The organism is Nocardiopsis kunsanensis DSM 44524 (genome assembly GCF_000340965.1).
GTDB classification, from domain to species: Bacteria; Actinomycetota; Actinomycetes; order Streptosporangiales; family Streptosporangiaceae; genus Nocardiopsis; species Nocardiopsis kunsanensis.
The window spans coordinates 14,628-34,562 of sequence record NZ_ANAY01000031.1 but is presented as its reverse complement, the minus strand read 5'-3'; the positions used below and the strand labels follow the sequence as shown (position 1 = coordinate 34,562).

The 19,935-nt window shown below is 70.4% G+C and carries 22 protein-coding genes and 1 tRNA gene; 5 read left to right on the top strand and 18 right to left on the bottom strand.

The features are described from left to right. Window positions 1-102: 102 nt before the first annotated feature. The 8 genes from amaP to purU all read right to left on the bottom strand — a co-directional run bounded on the left by amaP (window position 103) and on the right by purU (window position 4,112). Window positions 103-693 carry an alkaline shock response membrane anchor protein AmaP gene (amaP, locus tag D456_RS0118040; protein ID WP_193373848.1) on the bottom strand — a complete coding sequence of 197 codons (591 nt, stop codon included), beginning with the start codon at window positions 691-693 and terminating at the stop codon, window positions 103-105. Window positions 694-695: 2 nt separating this feature from the next. Continuing rightward, complete coding sequence (locus D456_RS0118035; RefSeq protein ID WP_017577582.1) at window positions 696-1,304, bottom strand: DUF6286 domain-containing protein; 609 nt, start codon at window positions 1,302-1,304, stop codon at window positions 696-698. Between the two features lies 1 nt (window position 1,305). Beyond that, the gene (locus tag D456_RS0118030; protein WP_017577581.1) at window positions 1,306-1,692 is read right to left on the bottom strand and encodes an Asp23/Gls24 family envelope stress response protein; all 387 of its coding nucleotides are present in this window, start codon (window positions 1,690-1,692) and stop codon (window positions 1,306-1,308) included. Next, on the bottom strand, window positions 1,693-1,866 hold the full coding sequence (locus tag D456_RS27125; protein ID WP_017577580.1) for a hypothetical protein: 174 nt from the start codon (window positions 1,864-1,866) through the stop codon (window positions 1,693-1,695). A 34-nt stretch (window positions 1,867-1,900) separates the two neighbouring features. After that, the gene (locus D456_RS0118020) at window positions 1,901-2,215 is read right to left on the bottom strand and encodes a hypothetical protein (protein ID WP_017577579.1); all 315 of its coding nucleotides are present in this window, start codon (window positions 2,213-2,215) and stop codon (window positions 1,901-1,903) included. Between the two features lie 2 nt (window positions 2,216-2,217). Beyond that, a complete protein-coding gene (locus tag D456_RS0118015) occupies window positions 2,218-2,676 on the bottom strand; it encodes an Asp23/Gls24 family envelope stress response protein (protein ID WP_017577578.1) in 459 nt (152 codons plus the stop codon). Between the two features lie 71 nt (window positions 2,677-2,747). Next, a complete protein-coding gene (locus tag D456_RS0118010; RefSeq protein ID WP_017577577.1) occupies window positions 2,748-2,951 on the bottom strand; it encodes a CsbD family protein in 204 nt (67 codons plus the stop codon). A 276-nt stretch (window positions 2,952-3,227) separates the two neighbouring features. Continuing rightward, window positions 3,228-4,112 carry a formyltetrahydrofolate deformylase gene (purU, locus tag D456_RS0118005; RefSeq protein WP_026115987.1) on the bottom strand — a complete coding sequence of 295 codons (885 nt, stop codon included), beginning with the start codon at window positions 4,110-4,112 and terminating at the stop codon, window positions 3,228-3,230. Between the two features lie 191 nt (window positions 4,113-4,303). Here purU and D456_RS0118000 point away from each other — a divergent pair, with 191 nt between their 5' ends. Beyond that, window positions 4,304-5,539, top strand: coding sequence for an amino acid deaminase/aldolase (locus D456_RS0118000; protein WP_017577575.1), 1,236 nt, complete (start codon window positions 4,304-4,306; stop codon window positions 5,537-5,539). Window positions 5,540-5,624: 85 nt separating this feature from the next. Here D456_RS0118000 and D456_RS0117995 read toward each other — a convergent pair whose 3' ends face one another. Then, complete coding sequence (locus D456_RS0117995; RefSeq protein WP_017577574.1) at window positions 5,625-6,026, bottom strand: DUF3618 domain-containing protein; 402 nt, start codon at window positions 6,024-6,026, stop codon at window positions 5,625-5,627. A 20-nt stretch (window positions 6,027-6,046) separates the two neighbouring features. Continuing rightward, the gene (locus tag D456_RS0117990; RefSeq protein ID WP_017577573.1) at window positions 6,047-7,189 is read right to left on the bottom strand and encodes a CDP-alcohol phosphatidyltransferase family protein; all 1,143 of its coding nucleotides are present in this window, start codon (window positions 7,187-7,189) and stop codon (window positions 6,047-6,049) included. A gap of 376 nt (window positions 7,190-7,565) precedes the next feature. Between D456_RS0117990 and bcp the strand changes: the two genes are divergently transcribed. Together bcp and D456_RS0117980 are read left to right on the top strand one after the other, a co-directional pair. Next, window positions 7,566-8,048, top strand: coding sequence for a thioredoxin-dependent thiol peroxidase (gene bcp / locus D456_RS0117985; RefSeq protein ID WP_017577572.1), 483 nt, complete (start codon window positions 7,566-7,568; stop codon window positions 8,046-8,048). Between the two features lie 99 nt (window positions 8,049-8,147). Beyond that, a tRNA-Leu gene (locus D456_RS0117980) sits at window positions 8,148-8,225 on the top strand. Window positions 8,226-8,314: 89 nt separating this feature from the next. On the opposite strand, the gene D456_RS0117975 is transcribed toward D456_RS0117980, so the two are convergent. The 4 genes from D456_RS0117975 to D456_RS0117960 all read right to left on the bottom strand — a co-directional run bounded on the left by D456_RS0117975 (window position 8,315) and on the right by D456_RS0117960 (window position 13,678). Further along, window positions 8,315-9,601, bottom strand: coding sequence for a serine/threonine-protein kinase (locus tag D456_RS0117975; protein ID WP_083904618.1), 1,287 nt, complete (start codon window positions 9,599-9,601; stop codon window positions 8,315-8,317). Between the two features lie 315 nt (window positions 9,602-9,916). Continuing rightward, on the bottom strand, window positions 9,917-11,263 hold the full coding sequence (locus D456_RS0117970) for a M16 family metallopeptidase (RefSeq protein ID WP_017577571.1): 1,347 nt from the start codon (window positions 11,261-11,263) through the stop codon (window positions 9,917-9,919). 329 nt (window positions 11,264-11,592) lie between these two features. Beyond that, window positions 11,593-12,873, bottom strand: coding sequence for a M16 family metallopeptidase (locus D456_RS0117965; RefSeq protein WP_040699621.1), 1,281 nt, complete (start codon window positions 12,871-12,873; stop codon window positions 11,593-11,595). 121 nt (window positions 12,874-12,994) lie between these two features. Then, a complete protein-coding gene (locus D456_RS0117960; RefSeq protein WP_017577569.1) occupies window positions 12,995-13,678 on the bottom strand; it encodes a hypothetical protein in 684 nt (227 codons plus the stop codon). A gap of 244 nt (window positions 13,679-13,922) precedes the next feature. Here D456_RS0117960 and sppA point away from each other — a divergent pair, with 244 nt between their 5' ends. Both sppA and D456_RS0117950 read left to right on the top strand, forming a co-directional pair. Further along, on the top strand, window positions 13,923-15,644 hold the full coding sequence (sppA, locus tag D456_RS0117955) for a signal peptide peptidase SppA (protein WP_017577568.1): 1,722 nt from the start codon (window positions 13,923-13,925) through the stop codon (window positions 15,642-15,644). A 64-nt stretch (window positions 15,645-15,708) separates the two neighbouring features. After that, complete coding sequence (locus tag D456_RS0117950) at window positions 15,709-16,167, top strand: flavin reductase family protein (protein WP_040699619.1); 459 nt, start codon at window positions 15,709-15,711, stop codon at window positions 16,165-16,167. Window positions 16,168-16,231: 64 nt separating this feature from the next. On the opposite strand, the gene D456_RS0117945 is transcribed toward D456_RS0117950, so the two are convergent. Genes D456_RS0117945 through D456_RS0117930 form a run of 4 tightly spaced genes read right to left on the bottom strand, consistent with a single transcriptional unit; the run spans window position 16,232 to window position 19,752 of the window. Next, the gene (locus D456_RS0117945; protein ID WP_017577566.1) at window positions 16,232-17,125 is read right to left on the bottom strand and encodes an ABC transporter substrate-binding protein; all 894 of its coding nucleotides are present in this window, start codon (window positions 17,123-17,125) and stop codon (window positions 16,232-16,234) included. 40 nt (window positions 17,126-17,165) lie between these two features. After that, complete coding sequence (locus D456_RS0117940; RefSeq protein WP_017577565.1) at window positions 17,166-17,846, bottom strand: ABC transporter permease; 681 nt, start codon at window positions 17,844-17,846, stop codon at window positions 17,166-17,168. Beyond that, on the bottom strand, window positions 17,834-18,640 hold the full coding sequence (locus tag D456_RS24455) for an ABC transporter permease (protein ID WP_017577564.1): 807 nt from the start codon (window positions 18,638-18,640) through the stop codon (window positions 17,834-17,836). Before D456_RS24455 ends, D456_RS0117940 begins: the two co-directional genes overlap by 13 nt. Beyond that, window positions 18,640-19,752: an ATP-binding cassette domain-containing protein gene (locus tag D456_RS0117930; protein ID WP_017577563.1), complete on the bottom strand. Its 1,113-nt coding sequence runs from the start codon at window positions 19,750-19,752 to the stop codon at window positions 18,640-18,642. Before D456_RS0117930 ends, D456_RS24455 begins: the two co-directional genes overlap by 1 nt. Window positions 19,753-19,935: the final 183 nt, after the last annotated feature.

Below are 19,935 nucleotides of genomic sequence, written 5' to 3'. Positions count from 1 at the left end.
CACGGCCCCGGCGGTCCGGCCCCCGCACGACGCGGCTCTTGCGTTCCCTCACGGAAAAGCCCCGGGGCGGACCTCCCCGGGGCCGGTACGAGGCCGCACGCCTCAGGCCAGGCTGCGCCGTGTGTGGCGGGTCGGGGCCGTCATCGACATCCGCACCACGGCCGGTACCTCCTCCAACCCCAGGGACCGGCGCAGGTCCACCAGCGCATTGGCGCGCACCCGCTGCCAGACCTGGGCGACGTCGGCGTCCTCGTCCAGCATCAGGGCCAGGCGCAGGTGCGGGTGGTGCACCGACTCGGTCAGGTGGGCGCGGGCCCGGCGCACCCCCGGGTAGTCGGTGATCTCGTTCTCGACCACGTCGCTGACCACGTCCTCGTCGACCAGGACCCGCCCCTCGCCACCGCCCTCCAGGGACAGGCGACGGATCGTGTCCTGGACACCCTGCGACATCAGCCAGCGCAACGCGAGGAAGGCCGCCACGAAAGCGACCGCCACGGCCACGTAGGGGACCCACTGTTGGTTGAGCACCCCCTGTGCCGTCCCGCCGAGCAGGGGCCGGCCCGCCGGGTCGGCCCCGAAGAGCCCCTGGCCGACAGCCAGGGCGGCCAGACCGGCCGCCAGGAGCACGGCGCCGACCACGGCCAGTCCCCACCGGTTGCCGCGCGCCGAGCGGCGGTATCTGTCCCTGGCCATGGTCACCCCTCCGTGTACCGGACGTCGGTGTTGATCCGCATGTTGCGCAAGGGAGCGAGTTCGGCCAGCCGGTGTTCCACGGACTCGGTCACCCGGGCGGGCAGGTCCGCCGAGTCGCGCAGCCCGGTCCGCACGTGCACGCGGAGCCGGTTCCCGCGCACCGCCACGTCCGCGCCGTCGACCCCGCTCACGTCCTGGGCGGCCGCGGCGACGGCACGGCGCAGGGCCGGCCGGGTCAGACCCACGACCAGGGCGGGATCATCGGTCCGCAGTGCGGTCCAGTGACCGTTGCCCGGAGCGAGGGCGAGCACGATGAGCATGAGCCCGATCAGCGCCAGGACCGCCGAGGCGATCTGTACCGAGGGCGCGGACCAGGTCGTGGTCGCGGCGTACCCGGCAGCACTGCCCACCGGGATCAGACGCAGTGGGTTCCCCGCCAGGGCCGCGATGACCTCGGCAGCCGACACCACCGCGAGCGCCAGGACGACGATCCCGGTGATGACGGCCGGCCAGGAACGGCGGGGCCGGAAGGTGTGTACGGCGACGCGACGCGCGCGGCGTGCGTCGACGCTCTGATCGGGGCGGCCCAGGGCCTCTTCAACGGTGGTCATGTCAGCGCACCATCTCCACGATCTCGATGTCGATGTGGTGGACCCGCGAACCGGTCAGATGCTCGACACGGTCACGGACGCGCTCACGCACCCGTGCAGCGGTCTCGCGGACCGGTTCGGGATAGCGGACGCCGATCCGCAGTCGCAGGAGGACGGCCCGACCGCTGACGCGGACGCGGGACGCGCGGTGCCGGGGTGTGGTGACCCCGGCGACCCCGCGCGCCGCGCAGGTGGCCGCCTTTTCGATGACGGTCGGCACGATGTCAACGCGCCCGCCGGGGTCGTGGACCTCCGGGAGCGGGTGCCGCCCTCGGGGCAGTTCCCTCTCGTCCCCCTGCCGCTGCGGAGGGACGGTATCGGTCTGTACGTGCGCCACGGCGACACCCACCTAGGCCGAGCGCCGACTGAAGAGTTCGGCGAGGTCGACCTCGCCCTCCATGGCACGTCCGGCGACGAAGCCGACAACCCCGAGCACAAGGACCAGAGCGAAGGCGATGAATCCTCCGAACGCCCCGGCCAAGCCGAGCACCGTCCCGAAGGCCAGTCCGACGATGGGCCACATGGCTCCCCCTCTTGCAGTATTGGTGTCCGGTTCCTCAGCCGCCGGACCGTGCCCCGCTGTGGCCGACGACCACGTCCTCCACCGACACGTGGACGATGCGGCCGCCGGCGAGCGGGGCGAGTCGCCCTCGGAGTTCGGCGGCGATCTCCAGCAATGCTCTGCCGTAGCTGACGACTACCCCGACCTCGATCTCCGCCGGTCGGACCGCCACGCCCCTCACGATCCCGCCCGGGGCGGGTGTGGCCAGGGTCGAGAAGTGGCCGACGGACAGGTCCACGACGTCGGGGTGGCCCTTGGCAGCGTCGGCGACGCGCCGGGCGATGCTTTCCGGGAGCTCGTCGTCACGCACGACTACTGGACCCTCGGCTCGGACTCCGGCTCGTCCTCGTCATCGGGCAGGTGGATGTCGTCGACGTTGATGTTGATCTCGGTGACCTCCAGGCCGGTCATGCGCTCGACCGCCTGGCTGACGTTGCGGCGCACGGCCGAGGCCAGGTCCTGGATGGCTGCCCCGTACTCGACGACGAGGTCGATGTCGACAGCTGCCTGGCGTTCCCCGACCTCCACGGAGACACCTCTGGAGACCGCTCCCGCATCGCTGCTGCGAGTGACGGCGTCGCGCACGGCACCGACCGCCCGTGCCGTTCCGCCGCCCATGGCGTGGACCCCGCCGATCTCACGGGCGGCCATACCGGTGATCTTGGCGACCACCCCGTCGGCGATGTTGGTCTGGCCGCCTTCCTCACGGCCGCCACCGCGTGTGCCCTCGCGGGCGCTGGGCACCTTGCCTTCGTTCTTGGTCTCCGACACTGGCTCCCCCTCGACAGTGTGTGGTGACGGGATCACGGTCCCGCCACCCCTCTTCACACGGATCCGAACGTTCAGCGCTTCTTGAAGGCGTCCCGGGCCTTCTCCGTCACGTTGTCGGCGGCTTCCTCGGCCTTCTTCTTGGCCTGTTCCGCTTTCTCCTTGGCGCCGGCCTTGGCCTGGTCGGCCTTGCCCTCGGCCTCCTCACCGCTGTCCCCGGAGAGCTTGCCGAAAGCTTCCTTGCCCTTGCCGGCGGCGTCGTCGAAGTTCTTGCCCATGAGTTCCCCCTCCCGGACATATGTCCGTGGGCGTGACCGAAAATCGACATCCCGACCTTTGGAGTAGGTCGAAAACATCGGTCAGATCACACCTTATACACACTCTATGTAGCCGACAAGGCACTTCGAGAGAGGTTTTCCTGGTCAAAGTAGGTAACGGCAGTACCATCCTTGCCCCAAAAATGCGCCGGGAACCCCTGCTGACCCAGAAAACGAAAGGGGCGCCCGTGGGCGCCCCTCGATGTGTCCGGAACCCGTTCGTTCCGGGTCCTCGACTCAGTCGAACACGACTGTTTTCTCCCCGTTCAGGAGCACGCGGCGCTGCGCGTGCCAATTCACCGCCCGCGCCAACGCGACCGACTCCATGTCGCGGCCGATGGCGGTGAGCTGCTCAGGGCTGTGGGTGTGGTCGACCCGGGAGACCTCCTGCTCGATGATGGGCCCCTCGTCCAGGTCTGCGGTGACGTAGTGGGCCGTGGCACCGATGAGCTTGACCCCGCGCGTGTGTGCCTGATGGTACGGCCGGGCACCCTTGAAACTCGGGAGGAAGGAGTGGTGGATGTTGATGATGCGGCCCGACATCTTCGTGCACAGCCGCTCGGACAACACCTGCATGTACCGCGCCAGGACCACCAGATCCACGTCGTAGCTCTCGACCAGCTCCAGCAGGCGCGTCTCCTGCTCGCGCTTGTTCTCGGGCGAGATCGGCAAGTGGTGGAAGTCCACCCCGTAGGACTCGGCGAGGAACTCCAGGTCCGGATGGTTGGAGACCACCGCGACGATGTCGGCGTCCAGCAGACCACTGCGGTGCCGGTAGAGCAGATCGTTGAGGCAGTGCCCGAACTTGGAGACCATGACGATCATCTTCGGGCGGGCCTCACGCGGGCTCAGGTTCCACTCGACGACCGAGCCGCTCCTTCCCCCGAAATCAGCGGCCAGGGCCGCGAAGGCCCCGCGCAGGGTGTCCTCGTCGGTGGTCTCCCCCTCGCGCCCCTCCGCGACGAACTGCATCCGCAGGAAGAACCGGCCGGTGTAGTGGTCCCCGTACTGCTGGCTCTCGGTGATGTTGCACCCGTGCTCGGAGAGCAGGTTGGCCACAGCGGCCACGAGGCCCCGACTGTCGGGGCAAGCGAGGGTCAGGACGTATTCACACTCACTCAACGGAAAACACCACTCCAGGGAAGGGACGGCCGAACGGCCAAGACCTCCCAGGATATCGGCCCGCACGCCCTCACCTGCGTGTTCGGCAACGTTCGTCCGGACACACCGTCCGCGCCCTCCGGAGGGCGCGGACGGAGCCCGGGGACCCACCGGGAAGGTGAAAGCGATTCACGTTCTGGCATCCTCGAGACATGACAAGTCCGCGCCAGAGCTACGAGAGCGCCACGCGCGACCTCGAACCCCCCTTCGCCACGGTGGACCTGGCCGCCTTCCGCGCCAACGCCGCCGACCTGACCCGCCGCTCCAACGGACGCCCCATCCGCGTGGCCAGCAAGTCCGTGCGCTGCCGTGACCTGCTGCGCACCGTCCTCGACCTGCCCGGCTACCAGGGCGTCATGGCCTTCACCCTGCCCGAGGCCCTGTGGTTGGCCACCGACGACGGCAACGGCCGCGGCCCCGTCAGCGACGACGTCCTGGTCGCCTACCCCACGGCCGACCGCCGCGCCCTGGCCGAGCTCGCCCGCTCCCCCGGAGCGGCCCGCGCCGTCACCCTCATGGTCGACGACACCGCACATCTCGACCTGATCAGCGCCGCGGCCGCCGAGGCCCGCGACGAGGGCGTCGACATCCCGCCCCTGCGTGTGTGCCTGGACATCGACACCAGCTGGCAGCCGCTCGGACCGGCCCTGCGCATCGGCAGCTACCGCTCCCCCGTGCGTACCCCCGCACAGGCCGCCGCGCTCGCCCGCGCCGTCGCGGCCCGCCCCGAACTCGAGCTCGACGGCATCATGGCCTACGAGGCCCAGATCGCTGGTGTGGGCGACGCTCCCCCGGACCGTCCCCTGTACGCGCGCCTGCTACGGGCCGTGCAGCGCGGCTCCGCGGTGGAGCTGGCCAAACGCCGCGCGGCCGTCGTGGACGCCGTCCGCCGGATCAGTGACGTGCGCTTCGTCAACGGCGGTGGGACCGGAAGCCTGCACTCGACCGGCCGGGAGAAGGCCGTCACCGAACTCGCCGCCGGGTCCGGCCTGTACCAGCCCCACCTGTTCGACCACTACCGGTCCTTCACCGGACGTCCCGCAGCGCTCTTCGCCCTGCCCGTGGTCCGGCGCCCCGCAGCGGACGTGGCCACCGCGTTGGGCGGCGGATACCCGGCCTCCGGTCCCTCCGACCGGCACCGTGCACCCGTGCCGTACCTGCCCGCCGGGCTGTCCTTCTCCCCGGACGAAGGCGCCGGCGAGGTCCAGACCCCGCTCATGGGGAAACCGGCCCGGGACCTGGCCGTCGGCGACCGGGTGTGGATGCGCCACGCCAAGGCCGGCGAGCTGTGCGAGCGTTTCGACCGCCTGCACCTCATCGACACGGACACCGGTTCCTACGTGCGTTCGGTCCCCACCTACCGGGGCGAGGGCCGCACCTTCCTCTGACCGGAGGCCCGTACGGTGGAGGGCGCCGGGGCCCTCCACCGTGTGACCGTACGGGCCAGACCGCGGCCGACCCGCCGGGAACGGCTCACTTGCGCTTGCGGCGCACGGCCCAGGCCACCGCACCGACGGCGACGACCGTGCCGACACCGGCCGCGAGGATGATCGCCTCGGGGGGAAGCTGACTACGCGACTGGTACGTGGTGATGACCTCCTCGTCGCCCTTGACGACGATGGTGCCCTCCTCCGGTTCGACCAGGCGGCTCTCCAACCGGACCGCCCCGCCGCCCAGGACCAGGGCCCGGGCCTCGTCGACCAGCCGCGCGCCGCGCTCCCGCGCCTTGCCGAGCTGGCGGCGGGCGATGTTGCCCGGGCGGGCCGCTTCCTCCAACGCGTCCAGGGTCTCGGCGAACCGGCGTTGTTCCCGGTCGATCTCCGCCTGGATCTCAGCGGGGGTCTGGCGCGGCTCGATGGTGTCGCTTGACGACATGGGGTTGCCCTCTACTTCCTCTAGCGCAGGGTTGCCTGAGAGTCCGGGTCCGAGCCGGTCTCCCGGCCTTCCTCCTCCGCGCCGTCGGACGGACCGGAGAATCTCAGCGCGCCGTCGATTCCGTCGACCACACGGAAGAAGTCCCGCGTGGACAACCACAGTTTATAGATGATGGCGATCTCGAAGGCGAGGAGCAAAACGCCCGACACAGCCGTGATCCACACGATGGAGGACGGACCGAACAGCCCCGCGGCCAGGGGCGCGAACACGAAGATCGCCATCTGGAACTCGATACCCCCGAACAGGTGGGTGCGCACCCGACGGGCGTTGAGGGCCGTCCAGAACCGCTGGTACCAGGGGAAACGGTGGCGGAACTCCTGGTGCAGGTCGACCTTGGGCAGTGTCAGCTCGGGCTGTTTCCCGGCCCGCCGGCTGTTGCGGTTCTCGCGTTCGTCGTGGTTGCGCAGGATCTGTTCCAGGACCGAGATTCCGTGCCGCAGGACCGCCTGCTCCCCGCCGTCGCTCATCGTGCGGTTGCCGCTCCCGGTGGCCTCCGCGGTCTCCTGCTCGGCCTCACGCCCGCTCTCGCTCTCGGGCGGCTCCAACATCGACAGGGTGGCGCGCGCACGCTCCAGAGCGGCGGCCAGGTGCGAGCTCATCTCCCGGCGCACCTTGTAGACCTGCAGCGCGTTGAGGTAGCGCAGCATGTCGAGGAAGACCACCGCCAACGCCATCCACACGAACCACACGGGCGGGGCACCCGGTTCCTGCTGGGAGGCCACGACGTACTGTCCGCCCATGAGCGCCACCACGCAGACCAGGACACGGAACCGGTCGGAGACGTAGTCCATCCAGGAGCCGAACAGCGTCTCGGTACCGGTGATGCGGGCGAGCTTTCCGTCGACGCAGTCCAGGAGGAAACACAGGTAGTACAGCAGCGCGCCCAGCACCAGGAAGTACCAGTAACCGAGCGCGAAGCACACCGCCGCGCCGAGCCCCATGAAGAGCGCGGCGACCGTCACCTGGTTCGGTGTGACCGAGGTCCGGTTGGCGAGCAGGCGCACGACCCGCACCGCGATCGGGTCCGCGAGGTGCACCGTCCACCAGGAGTCGCGCTCCTTGAGGGTACGTTCCCTCACCTCGTCGAGTGTGTGTCCAGGCATCGTCGCCAACTACTCCCAATGCGAAGCGGATGTGTTCGGTCCGGCGGCCGCACGCCGCCGGAAGAGAGCTACCGCCCGGCCGGCCCCCGCACCCGCGCCACGCCGGGTCAGGAACGGGTCGACCAAAAGTACGGGTCCGGTCAACGATAGGTGATCCTGCGAACGGTCACCGCCCCGGCCGGGGAACCGAACCGCAATCGCAACCCCGACCGGCCCGGGGGGCGGCGCGGCCGCGTTCCCCGCGCCGCGTCCGACCTGCGGAGCGTGTTTCGCGGACACGCACTCCGCTGCGCGGAGCCCACAGGACACCTTCTAGGCTTGGCCTCGTGACACGCGGGTGGCGAGAGCCTCCCGAGCAGAACAGAGGGGAACACACGTGAGCGAACCGATCCGCCTCCAGTCCGGCGACCAGGCCCCGGACTTCACACTGAACGACGCCGACGGCAGACCCGTGACCCTCAGCCAGGTCCTGGCCGAGACCGGCAAGCGCGTCGTGCTCTACTTCTACCCGGCCGCCATGACCCCCGGATGCACCACGGAGGCCTGCGACTTCCGCGACAACCTGCGCGAGTTCGAGTCCGCGGGGATGACCGTCATCGGCATCTCCCCCGACAAGGCGGACAAGCTCGGGGAGTTCCGCGACAAGGAAGGACTGACCTTCACGCTCCTGGGCGACCCCGACAAGGAGACGCTGAGCGCCTACGGGGCCTTCGGGGAGAAGAAGAACTACGGACGCCTCGTCCAGGGCGTCATCCGCTCCACGGTCGTCGTCGGCACCGACGGCAAGGTCGAGAAGGCCTTCTACAACGTGAAGGCCACCGGCCACGTCGACCGTCTCAAGCGCGACCTGGGTCTGTGACCCGCTCCCCGCTGGGCCTCGCGCGAACGTCCGGACCCGCGCACCGGCGGGCCGGGGGCGATCCCCGGGGCCCTGCGGGCGGGGTACAGTTGGGCCACGGGGGCCGTAGTCCAACCGGCAGGAGACGGCAGCTTTAGGTGCTGTACAGTGCGGGTTCGAATCCCGCCGGCCCCACCACGACCGCACAGGCGCGCGAATACCTCGCGCGCCTGACGTGTTCTCCGGGAGGCGGCCCCTTCTCAGGCGGCGGCGACCTCGGGGCCCGGTCAGCGCCCCAGCAACGCCCACAGCACGATCGCGAGCAGCACGAGCACCCCGAGGGCGACGGCGAGCACGACCGGAAGTTTGCTCCGGTGGTCGGCGTGCCGGCCCGAGCTGGTCAGCCCCAGGGTGTCGGTGGACTCCCGGATCGAGGTCATGATCGAGTTCATCGCCTCGGGGCTGTGCCGGATCCGTTCGTTGATGGACTCCGCGAGCACGTGCGCACCGGCCCGGAAGTGCTCCTTGGCCTGTTCGCGGGCGGACTCGTGCTCATCGACCTCGGCAACGGCCGGACGCGGCTCGGCCGGGGCCGGGGCGTGCTCGGCGGTCTTCTCGTCGGTCTGGGGCGCCCACGGGGCCAGCGCGGCGATCCGCAGCATCTTCGTGGCGTTCTCCGTGGTCAGGCGCTCGGAAGGCTCGACCTTGAGCAGGCCGGCCAGTACTGGCGCCAGCGGCCCCGCGTTGGTGGCTTCCGCGGGCTCGTCCAGTTCGGCCTGGCGCAGGATCTTGATGTAGCCCTTGCGGTCGTAGGGAGGCCGGCCCTGCACCGCGGTGTAGAGGGTGGCGCCCAGGGACCACAGGTCGGTCTCGGGCCCCAGGGGCCCGGCCTTGGCACGCTCCGGCGAGATGTAGGCCGGCGAACCGATGATGCGGCCCGAGGAGCTGAGCGCGGACTCGCCGTTCCAGGCGGCCAGCCCGAAGTCGGTGAGCACGACGCGGCCCTCGGTACTGATCATCACGTTCTCGGGCTTGACGTCGCGGTGGACGATGCCCTCGTTGTGCGCGACCTTGAGCGCGTCGATGAGCTGCAGGCCGATCTCGGCCACACGCTGGTAGGGCAGCGGGCCGCCGAGCGTGATGAGCTCCTCCAGGGTGGAGGCCTCGACCAGTTCCATGACGATCCACGGGCGGTCGTCCTCGTCGACGACGTCGAGGACGGTCACGAGGCTGGGGTGGGTCAGCCTGCCGGCGACCCGCGCCTCACGCGTGGTGCGCCGCAGCAGGGACTCGCGCTCGCTGCGGCCCATGTCCGCGGGGATACGCAGTTCTTTGACCGCCACCTCGCGGTCGATGATCAGGTCGATGGCACGCCAGACGGTACCGACGCCGCCACGGGCGATCTCGGAGACCAGCTGATAGCGGCCCTTGAGCAGGCGGGGCTCGGGGTTCTGGGGCCCGCCCTGGGTCTCGTCAGCGCTGATGGCCGCCTCCGACTCTTCGGGGGCGGCTGACGCCTCTGGCCTCTGGGTGTGAGGGTTTTCTAGGGAGGACACGGTTATCCACGGGTCCATTCACCGGCCATGGTGGCCTCCTGCGGAGCGTTACTGTCGCCGCCACCACTCAGGTGGTCGGGTCCATCGTTATACCAGCCTGGCACGGGGATCATGCCGACGGTTACCGGAAGACCGGTACAAAGGTTCGCTTTCGTTATGTCCGAGCTGGGCGCCGACATGCTGTGACCTGCGCCACGCGTAAGTGCGTCTTCGCCGGACAGGGGATCGCAAAACCCATGTCAGGGGCACGTGCAGGCGTCCATGCACTCACACGTGCCCTTGATCACGAATCGATTTCGCTCCGCCGGAGGGGGCAGGCCCGGCGGCCGGGGCTCAGGCCCAGAGGGTCTCGGGGTCGAGGACCTCGACCGGGCCGACACCGGCCCCGGACAGGGGCTCACGCAGGCGTTCGGCATCACCGGCCACGACCACGACCGCCTGCTCGGGGTGCAGGTACTCCTGAGCCGCCGAGTCCAGGCTCTCGCGGGTGAGCTTCTCGTATCCGGCGCGCTGACGGTCGATGTGGTCGTCCGGAAGGTCGTGCACGACCATGTCCACGAGCGCGCCCGCCATGGAGCGGGCGGTGGAGTAGGACACCGGCAGCCCCACGGTGTTGGACTCGCGCACGGTCTCCAGCTCCTGCTCGGTGACCCCCTCCTCGCGCAGTTTGTCCATCTGCTCCAGGGAGGAGGTGATCGAGTGCGCGGTGGTGTCGGCCTCCACCTGAGTGCTCATGAGGAACACCCCGGCGTCGCGGCGCAGGTCGAAACCGGAGCCGGCGCCGTAGGTGTACCCCAGGCGCTCGCGCAGCTCCATGTTGAGGCGGGAGGTGAACATGCCCCCGAGGATCTCGCTGACCCCCTCGGCGCGCGGCAGGTCGACCTCCTTGCGGGAAGGCACGCGGTGGGCGACGACCAACGCCGACTGCACCGAACCGGGCCGGTCCATGACGACCACGCGCGGCAGCTCACCGTCCGGTGCCTCGGGCGTACTCAGGTCCCGCTCGCGCGCGGCGGCGGTGTCGCCGAAGACGGTCCTGCCGAGCTCGGTCAGGTCCACACCGGTCAGGTCGCCCACGACCACCAGCGTGCCGGCCGTGGAGGCGAGGCTGTCGCCGTGGAAGGCCGCGACCTGCTCGGGGGTGACCGTCCCGAGCTTGCCGGGACCGCCGGCCAGCGGGGTGCCGTAGCGGCCCGTGAAGAGCTGCCTGCCGACGCTGCGCATCGCCAGGGTCTGGGCGGAGGCGGTCTCCAGCCAGAAACGTTCCACGAGCTGTTCACGGCGGCGCAGGACGTCGTCGGAGTTCAGGGCGGGCCTGCGCACAGCGTCGGCGAACAGCCGGACCGCTTGGTTCAGACGGTTGGCCGGGACGTCGAGTCCCGTGACGAAGGCGTCCCAGGTGACACGGGAGGTCCACTCGGCGCCGTGGCGTTCCAGGGCCGGGGCCAGGGAACTGTTGCCGTCGGGGCCGTCCTCCAGGACCTCACTGGTCAGGAGGCCCACGCCCATGGCGTCCAGCGGCTCGAGCGCGGCGCCGTGCTGGTGGACGAGGCGGAGGGAGACCAGGAGCTGGCCGGGGACGTCGATGGCGACGACCGTGCCGGCCCCCACGTCGATGCGCTGGGGCCGGGGGAAGGTGAACGAAGCCGGGGCCCCGAGTTCCGGGCGGGTCTGCGACATGCTGTGCGGCTCTTTCTGCTGCGAACGGCTTGACGGTGGGAACCCGGGCGGGCGGCACCTCCCGGAACGGTCCGGGGGCCGCACCGCCGCGCGGTCAGGAAGCGGTCGGAGTCAGGGTGCGTTCGGTGGATGCCTTCCGTCGCTCGGACCAGTACTGCGCCGAAGGCGCCCGTTGAGGGTTGGTGGCGGGCGACGGGTGAGCGTATCCAGTGGTGCTCTCGCAAGGCCGAAGAAGGAGTCGGCCTGGATGTGCCGTCGACTGACGAGAACACAGCGAGAGTGCCGCTGGGGCGACGCGCAGCAGGAAAACGGTGTCCACCGAGCGTGCCCTACGCTGTCTCGGGGTCGAAACGGACCACGAGCATGTTGTCGTCGACGAGCAGGCGCTCGGCGGCTGCGCGCACCTCTTCGGCGGTGATGTCACTCCAGCGGCTGGGCCAGGTGTAGGCCAGAGTCGGGTCGTCGAACAGCTGGGTGCAGGAGCTGAGGCTGTCGGCGAGGCCGGACGGGCCGGAGATGCTCTGGAGGTGGTCGAGTTCCAGGATCGCGCGGGCGCGGTCCAGCTCCTCCTCGGTCACGCCCTCGGCCAGCGTGGCCACGGTCTCGCGCACGGCCTGCTCCAGCACGTCTCCGCTCACGCCCTCACGGGCGAGCATGTTCACCAACAGCAGGCTGTCGGTGTAACGGAAGGGCAGGATGTCGGCGGCCCCGCCTCCGTCGTCGGCTGCGATGGGGCGGTCCACGACCAGGTCGCGGTACAGGCGGCTGCCCTGTCCCTGGCCCAGCACGGCCGAGGCCAGGTGCAGAACGTCGAACTCGCGCTCACCGTAGGAGGGGGTCCGGAACCCGACGAACACGCCGGGGGCGGGCACGGTCTCCACGACCCCGTCGCGCACGGGCCCGTTCAGGGGCGAGTTCAGCGCGGCGTCGGGGGTCTCGGGCAGCTCCCCCCGGGCCGGGACGGAACCGAAGAACTCCTCCACCCGCGCCAGGACGTCCTCGGGGTCCAGGTCGCTGACGACCGTCAGGACACAGTTGTCCGGGCCGTAGTGGGCCTTGTGGAAGGACTTGACGTAGTCCAGGTCCGCGGCGTCCAGGTCGGCCATCGAGCCGATCGTGGGGTGGTGGTAGGGGTGGCCCTCCGGGTAGGCCAGACCCAGGATGCGCTCCAGGGCCGTGCCGTAGGGCTGGTTGTCGTAGCGCTGGCGGCGCTCGTTCTTGACCACGTCGCGCTGGTTGTCCAGCACCTCCTGGGTCATGCCCTCGCGCAGGCTCGCCAGACGGTCGGCCTCCAGCCACAGGATGAGGTCCAGGGAATGGGTGGGCACCGTCTCGAAGTAGTTGGTGCGGTCGGTGGAGGTCGAGGCGTTGATGTCACCGCCCAGACGCTCCACCACGTCGAAGTGCTCGGCCTTGGCCACGTTGCCGCTGCCCTGGAACATCAGGTGCTCGAACAGGTGGGCGAAGCCGGTACGCCCGGGCACCTCGTGGCGGGAGCCGACCCCGTACCAGAGGTTCACGGCGGCGACCTGGCCGGTGGACGCGGGCGCCGTCACCAGCCGGAGTCCGTTGTCCAGTGTGAACTGTCCGATCCGTTCCGCCGATCCCATGGTGGTCACCAGGCTGCACCCCGCATCTGCGCCGTAGCTGAGCTCTTCTTCGTGTAGTGCCTACGACCCTATGGCCTCCGGGGACCGCGCAGGCCCCCGATCGCAGAATCTGCGGGGCCGATCAGTTCCCGTGGGCGGTGGTGTCCATGGTCTCGGCGGCCCGCTCGTAGACCTGGTCGTACTGCGGGTCGGCCGACCACACGTACAGGAGCACGTCCGAGACCGGCAGGAACCACATGCGCACCTCGAAGCTGTCGCCGTTGACGCAGGAGACGTCCCAGACCGCGTGGTGCGACTTCAGCTCGTCGGCGTGCACGAAGAACTCGGCCGGGTTGGTCAGCTCCGCGCTCTCCACGCCGATGTTGCCGGAAGCTGCGGTGTTGAGGCTCCGGCAGCTGTCGGTGTTGTCGGCCCAACCGTCGTCGGCGGCGAAGGCATCCCCCTCCAACGGCCAGTTCTGGGGGTGCTGGTCGGCGGCGCCGGTGAGGAGCTGGAGTGAGCCGTAGGCGCAGGCGGGCTGGCCGGGAGGGGTCAGGCACAGGTTCCCGCCCTCTTCCTGGATCTCCCAGTCCTCGGGGACCTCCATGCTCACCCCGTCGGCGTCGACGGTGGTGGTGCCTTCCTCCTCGGTCGGGGCGACCGGCGGCATCATCCCGCCCTCGCCCGCTTGGAGTTCGACCTCCTCCAGGGACCCGCCGTCCCCGCCACAGGCGCTGAGCACGAGCACGGCGGCCGCGGCCCCCGCCCCCAAGCCGACGCGTCCGCGCAACCTGCCGTGGGCAGCCCCACCTGTCGTGCCCGCCATGTCGCTCCTCTCAAGCCTTGTGTCCCAGGTGCAGAACAGACCCGACCCTAGCGCCGATCCGGCACACCACGCGCACCGGAACGGACCGGACAAGAGCCCACATGTCCGGTCCGGTCGGGCCGGGGCCGGTCGATCACCGCGCGGACGGCTGTGATGGCGGAACCGGGCGGCAGGTCCGGCCGTGGACGGCCCGGTTGTGTCCGAGCCCCGTCCCGGCCCGGACCACGGGTACTAGGCTGACCCCATGGTGGACCTCGCAAAGATCACGGAACCCCTGTCCCTGAAGCGGTTCGTACCCGGGCCCAAGGCCCCTCTGGTGCTCGAACTCGACCTGACGGAAGGGGTGACGGACGAGAACCCCGGCGATCCTCTCGGGCAACTGCTCAACCGGCGCAAGCAGCACTACCTCGAGGTGATCGAGGGACTGCGCCGCGGCGCCCGCGACCCCCGCGTGGCCGCGCTCGTGGTCCGAGTGGACGCACGTTCCTTCCACACCGCACGCGCGCAGGAACTGCGGGACTGCATCGCCGACTTCCGGTCCACGGGCAAGACCGCCGTGGCCTGGGCCGACACCTTCGGCGAAGCCGACAACGGCAACCTGCCCTATTACATCGCCACCGCCTTCTCCCGGGTGATCATGGCACCCACCGGGCTGCTCGGACTCACCGGGATGCAGTGGCAGCAGGTCTTCGCCAAAGGCGCCGCCGACAAACTCGACGTCGACTTCGAGGTCGGTCGGCGCCACGAGTACAAGAGCGCGATGGACACATACACCGAGACCGGGTTCACCGACGCCCACCGCGAGGCCGTGGACGCGATCCTGGAGTCGGTGAACGGCCAGCTGGTGAAGGCGGTCTCCGAGACCCGCGGGCTGACCGAGGAGCGGGTGCGCGAGCTCGTCGACCGCGGTCCGGTCCTGGCCGGGGAAGCTCTGGAAGCCGGGCTCGTGGACCGCCTCGGCTACCGCGACCAGGTCTACGCCGACCTGCTGGAGGAGGTCCGGCAGGAACACGGCGTCGAGCCGCGCCTGCAGTTCGTCACCCGCTACCACCGCCGACACGCACCCCAGCCCCGGCCGCGCGCGGCCGGGGGCCCCGATTACATCGCGGTGATCTCGGCCGGCGGCGCCATCATGTTGGGCAAGTCCCGCAGGTCCGCGCTCTCGGGCGGCACCGTCATGGGGTCGGACACCGTCGGGGCGGCCTTCCGTGCCGCCCGCCAGGACCCGCAGGTCAAGGGTGTGGTCTTCCGGGTCGACAGCGGGGGCGGTTCGGCCGTGGCCTCCGATCTCATCCGGCGGGAGAGCGAGCTGACCAGGCAGGCGGGCAAGCCGGTCGTCACCACCATGGGAGGTGTGGCCGGCTCCGGCGGTTACTACGTGGCGCTGGGCTCGGACGCGATCGTCGCCCAACCCGGGACCATCACCGGTTCCATCGGCGTGATCACCGGAAAGGCCGTCTACGGCCGGCTCATGGAGCGCCTGGGCCTGACCACGGACTCGGCGGCCCGCGGCGAGCACGCCGGGATGTTCTCCTCCGACCGTCGTTTCACCGAGTCGGAGTGGGAACGGATCAACGCGATCCTGGACAGCACCTACGAGGACTTCGTCACCAAGGTCGCACGCGCCCGCGGCCGCACCTGGGACGAGATCCACGAGGTCGCCAAGGGCCGCATCTGGACCGGTGCCGACGCCCACGAGCGCGGCCTGGTGGACGAGCTCGGCGGGTTGGAGACCGCGATCCGCCTGGTTCGCGACCGGGTCGGCGCGGGTGCCCTGCCCGTGCGCGGGTTCCCGCGTACGCACCCGCTCGACCAGCTGCGCCGGCACGAGTCGAGCGAGGACCTGTCGGCCGCCGACCCGGAGACCACCCTCAGCCCGTGGGGTGCGCTGGCCGACGTCGCGGCGCAGCTGGGACTGCCCGAGACGGGGCCGCTGACCATGCCCGGCAGCTGGGACCTGCGCTGACCGGGACCGCCCGAGCTTCGACACGGGGAGCACGACGACAGTGAGCGATCAGTACTTGGACGCGATGTCCGCCTTCGCGACGGGGGTGACCGTCGTGACGGTGGCCGACGGACGCGACGACATCGGTGCGACCGTGACCGCCTTCGGTTCGGTCTCGGCGGAGCCTGCGGTGATCTCGGTGAACGTCGACTCCTCCGGTTACATGGCCGAGGTCATGGAGGAGGTGGGGGCCTTCGCGGTGAACGTGCTCGGTTCGTCGCAGAAGGCGCTGGCGGGGCGCTTCGCTGCCGCGGGCCGCCCCAGCGCCCGCCTGTTGGTGGCCAACCAGCCGCACGACCGCGGCGACCGGACGGGCGCGCTGGTGCTGAAGGAGGCGCTGGTGGCCTTGGAGTGCCGGGTGCGGCACACGGTGGAGGTCGGCGACCACATGGTCTTCTTCGCCGACGTGATCGGACTGCCCGGGGTCGACGGCCGCGGCTCGGCGCTGGTGCGCCGCGAGCGCAGGTACCAGGACGTGGAGTAGGCACACACGTGTGCGTCGGGGCCCGTGCCGTCCGGCCGGGCCCCGAGCCGTTCCTGTCCGGGCCTCAGTCCAGGCCGGCCTCGGCGAGCCAGTCCTGTGCGACGTCGGCCGCGTTCTCGTTGTCGATGACCACACGCTCGTTGAGTGCGGTGACCTCCTCCGTGGTCAGCTCCGCCGAGACCGCGTTCAGGGCTTCGCGAGCGGTGTCGCCGACCTGGTCGGAGTTGACCAGGGGCGTGATGTTCTGGGCCCCGAAGACGTTCTCGGGGTCCTCCAGGACCACGAAGTCCTCCACGGCGACCTGCGGGTCGGTGGTGAACAGGTTCGCGGCCTGGATGTCGCCGTCCAGCAGCGCCTGCGTCAGGAGCGCGACCTCCAGGGCACGGAACTCGCCGAACTCCACCCCGTAGACCTCCTCCAGACCCACGAGACCCTGGTGGCGGGTCTCGAACTCGGGCGGGCCGCCGAGGACGAGGTCCTCAGCGACACCCTCCAGATCGGTGAGGCTCTCCAGGCCGTGCTCCTCGGCGACCTCCTCGGTGACGGTGACCGAGTCCTTGTTCTCCGCCTCGGAGGACTCGAGGGTCTCCAACCCCTCGGGCAGGGCCTCCTCCACAGCCGCGTCGGTCTCCTCGGAGGTGCCGCTGGGGGCGTCGTCGTCCAAGTAGGCCAGGATCGCACCGTTGTACTCGGGGAAGACCGAGAGGTTGCCTTCCTCCATCTGGGAGTAGTAGACCTCGCGGCTGCCGATGTTGAGCTGGTAGTCCACGTCCACGCCCCGGGCCTCCATGGCCCGACCGTAGACCTCGGCGAGCACGGTGCTCTCGGGGAAGTCCGCGGAGCCGACGACGACCGTCCCGGCCTCGCCGCTCTCCTCCTCGTAGGGGTCGCTGGCACCGCACGCGCTCAGCATGAGTACCGAGAGGGGCACACCGGCCAGGGTGAGCCTGTTGCGCATGTCGTTGGTCCTATCACTCGTGGGAACCGGGGCGGGCCGCCTACCGTCCGGTGGCGGCGAGGGCTCGCAGTCCGGGGGCGACCAGGAGTCGGCTCAGACCGGCGAACAGCAGTGTGGTGACCACGGCCAGGAACACCACCAGGAGGGAACCGCCGACCATCATGGTCAGGTCCTGGCGGGCCTGGCCGTCCACGATGTAGCGGCCCAGCCCGCCCACACCGACGTAGGCGGCGATGGTGGCGGTGGCCACGACCTGCACGGCCGCAGTACGCATGCCGTTGATGATGAGCGGGACGGCCACGGGCAGCTCCAGGTGCATCAGCACCTCGCGTCCGCGCATGCCCATGCCGAGCGCGGCGTCCTTCAGCGCGGGTTCGACCTGGCGCACCCCCTCGTGGGTGTTGACCAGGATCGGAGGCACGGCGAGGGCGACCAGGGCGATGATCACGGGCATCAGTCCGATGCCGACCAGCAGCACGATGAGGAAGAGCACCCCGATGGTGGGCAGGGCGCGGGCGAAGTTGGCCAGGCTGGCGGTCGCGAACCCGCCGAGGCCGGTGTGCCCGGTGAGGAGGCCGACCGGGACCGCGACGAGGGCGGAGATCAGCAGCCCGAGCAAGGAGTACTGGAGGTGCTCCGCGGTGCGCGCGGGGATCCCGGCGGGCCCGCTCCACTGGCCGGGGTCGGTGAACCAGGCCACCAGTTCGTTCAGGACATCCATGGGTGTGCCCCGTTCCCGGTCTCGGCGCTCTGTGTCGGATCGGCCCCCGCGTCGACGGCGGCGGCCTCGCCCGCGGGTACGGCGGCCCGCTGCTTGCGCTTGCGGCGTCGGCCGTCGCGGCGGACCCAGGGGGTGAGCAGGCGCTGGGAGAGGACGAGCAGGGCATCGGTGACGAACGCCAGCACGACCGTCAGCACGATGCCCACGACGATGGGTGCGTCGAACTGGCGTCGGAACCCCTCGCTGAGGATGAGCTGCCCGAGCCCGCCGAGCCCCACGAGGGAGGCGACGCTGACCATGCTGATGGTGGCCACGGAGGCGACCCGCAGCCCCGCGATGATCACCGGGACGGCCACCGGGGTCTCCACGGTCAGCAACCGCCGCAACGGACCGAACCCCATCGCGACGGCGGCCTGGCGGACGTGGTCGGGGACCTGGCGCAGCCCGTCGACCACGTTGGGCAGCAGGATGACCAGGGTGTACAGCGCCAGCGGCACGATCGCCGTCCAGTCACTGAACCCGGTGTAGGGCAGCATGAGGAAGAACAGCGCGATGGAGGGCACCGCGTAGAGCACGTTCACGCCGGTCAGCACGGGTGGGTAGAGGCGGGTCCAGCGCACGCAGGCCAGTCCGAGCGGGAGCGCCGCCGCCAGTCCGATGAGGATCGACAGGTAGGCCAGGCGTGCGTGCTCGACCAACCGCGGCCACACACCGCGCTCCTGGTCCCCGGGCGGGTTCCAGTTGGCCGCCGCCCAGTCGGCGACAGCGGAGATCCAGTCCCACACGGCGTTCATCAGGACACCGACCAGATGGCGTTGCCGAGGTCGGCCTGGGAGACGACACCGAGGACCCTCCCGTCCGGGTCCACCCCCACGGCGCGCCCGGCCGGCGAGAGTACCGCGGCGTCCAGTGCGGCCCGCAGGGAGTCGCGTTCGACGTCGAAGGTGTGCCCGTAAGCGGTCAGGGTGAGCCGTCCCAGTTCCAGGCCGGAGGGTTCGTGGCGGAGCCGGTCGACGTCCACCCACCCGAGCGGCATGCGCTGGGCGTCGACCACGAGCGCCCATGGTTGGCCGGCGGTGTCGACGGTGTTGAGCGCGCGTTCGACGGTGTCCTGGTCGTCCAGGAGGACGTCCTCGCGCAGGGCGAGTTCGTTCGCGGGGAAGAAGGCCAGGCGCCGCACCCCGCGGTCGTAGCCGATGAAGGACTCCACGAAGTCGTCGACGGGGTGTGTGAGCAGGCGTTCGGGGGTGTCGTACTGGGCGAGTTCCCCACCGGGTCCGAAGACTGCAATCCGGTCGCCGATCCGGATGGCCTCGTCGATGTCGTGGGTGACGAAGAGGACGGTCTTGCGCAGTTCGGCCTGCAACCGGAGGAGCTCGTCCTGCAGGCCGGTACGGACCACCGGGTCGACGGCGCTGAAGGGTTCGTCCATGAGCAGGATCGGGGGGTCGGCGGCCAGGGCGCGCGCCACGCCCACACGTTGTTGTTGGCCGCCGGAGAGCTGGTGGGGGTAGCGCTTGGCCTGGGAGGGTTCGAGCCCGACCGACTCCATGAGTTCTGCGGCACGCGCCCGTGCCCTGCTGCGGCCCCAGCCGAGCAGGAGCGGGACGGTGGCGATGTTGTCGCGGACCGTGCGGTGCGGGAACAGGCCCGCCTGCTGGATGACGTAGCCGATGGAGCGCCGCAGCCGGGCCGGGTCCTGGGAACGCACGTCCTCGCCGTCGACGAGGACCGTCCCGGAGGTGGGCGCGACCATACGGTTGACCATGCGCAGGGAGGTGGTCTTACCGCTGCCGGAGGGGCCGACGAAGACGGTGGTGCGGCCGCTCTCGACGGTGAGGTCGAGGCCCGCCACGGCGACGGTGCCGTCCGGATAGTGCTTGGCGGCTCCCTCGAACGTGATCATCGGTGGGTGGTCTCCATTCGGGGGACGGTGGTGGGGTGCGCCCCGTGAGGTCGGTCCCGTGCGCAGGTTCGCACGGTACCCACTTTCCTGGGGACCAAACGGGCGACACGCCGCAGCACACACAAGTCAGGCACAGCGGGGACGGGTGTACGACGGCTGCGCGGGGACCGTGCGCACGCACCC